The sequence below is a fragment of the Clostridium sp. Marseille-QA1073 genome, assembly GCF_054863625.1.
The window spans coordinates 1-1,659 of record NZ_JBSVQM010000063.1 but is presented as its reverse complement, the minus strand read 5'-3'; the positions used below and the strand labels follow the sequence as shown (position 1 = coordinate 1,659).

The following is a 1,659-nucleotide window of genomic DNA, read 5'->3' as shown; positions in this document are numbered from 1 at the left end:
GAGATTGGGTATAAGATTTTTTAGAATAGATTTTATTATAATGTATTTTAATTTTCAAATTGTATTTATATATTTAAAGAAGATCTTTTTTCAGGGTTTGCATTTTCAGGCTTAATTTTTTCAATAGTTATACCTGTGTATCCATAGATAATAGCAACGATTGGATTTATTAAGTTAAGAAAAGCATAAGACATATAAGCAAATGGGTGTACACCTAAAGTACTGCTCATAAATGCTCCACAGGTATTCCAAGGAACAAAGCAAGAGGTCATAGTACCAGCATCTTCAAGAGTTCTTGAAAGATTTTTGGCAGCAAGGCCTCGTTTTGCATATTCATCCTTATACATTCTACCTGGAATAACTATTGCTAAATATTGATCTCCAGCAATAATGTTAGTAAATATACAAGATACTATAGTTACTAGTATTAAAGAACCGGTGTTTACTGCTAATTTTAATAAACTTTCAGCAAGTAATCCGAGGCAACCTGACTTTTCCATAATTCCACCAAAAATCATAGCACACATAATTAAGGATACAGTGGGCATCATACTTTGAAGCCCGCCTCGATTTAAAAGTTCATCAACCATTTCAACACCACTATTTCCAATATATCCTGAATTCATAACATTTATAGCATCGCCAAAAGAAGAACTTTGGAATAGCATTGCAAACAATCCACCTAATATTGCACCAGCAATTAATCCAGGAATAGCAGGGATTTTTTTAACAACTAAAACTATAACAACTATTGGAGGAATTAAAAGCCATGGAGTTATATTGAAATTTGTTTGAAGACCACTTAATATAGTGTTAATTTGAGTTATATCTAATTCTTTACCAGAATATCTTAGTCCTAATATTCCATAGATTACTAAAGCTATAATCATACTTGGCGCCGTAGTATAAATCATGTGTTTTATATGCTCAAATAGTTCAGAACCAGCCATAGCAGGTGCCAAATTTGTAGTATCAGAAAGAGGTGACATTTTATCTCCAAAGTATGCGCCAGATATAATAGCACCAGCAATCATAGGAGTTGGAATACCAAGACCTTGACCAATTCCTAGTAGTGCAATACCAACAGTTCCAGCAGTAGTCCAAGAACTACCTGTAGCTAGAGAAACTATTGAGCACATAATACAGGAGGCAACTAAAAATATACTAGGAGAAATGATCTTAAGTCCGTAATATATCATAGTAGGAACTGTTCCACTAAGAATCCAAGAACCAATAATAATTCCAATTATCATCAAAATAATTATTGCCTGCATGGACATTTGAATAGAATTTATAAATGCTTCTTCTAAGTCTTTCCATTTAAATCCTAATCTAAGTGCAATGAAAGACGCAATTATTGAACCGATAATTAAAGGTATATGAGCACTTGATTCATATAATATTATTCCAACAGAGAGGCATACTGCTAAAAAAATAATTGGTAATAATGCTTCAAAAAGTTTAGGTTTTCTTATTTCATTACTCATGTTAATCCTCCTCTTTCAATATGTTGTTAATATTTTACCTTATAAATAGCAAGTTTTCAATTAAATTTAAGAATAATTAAAAAATTAACTATTAATAATTTATTACAATCATTTAATGCAAAAAAATAAGTAATATACATAAAAAATTCATATTATACGGTATAATTATTTA

The 1,659-nt window shown here is 30.4% G+C and carries 1 protein-coding gene; it reads right to left on the bottom strand.

Going from position 1 to position 1,659, the window contains the following annotated elements; genetic code table 11:
* Positions 1–65 precede the first annotated feature (65 nt).
* On the bottom strand, positions 66–1,487 hold the full coding sequence (gene nhaC / locus ACY1IQ_RS21070; protein WP_461614713.1) for a Na+/H+ antiporter NhaC: 1,422 nt from the start codon (positions 1,485–1,487) through the stop codon (positions 66–68).
* Between the last annotated feature and the right edge of the window lie 172 nt (positions 1,488–1,659).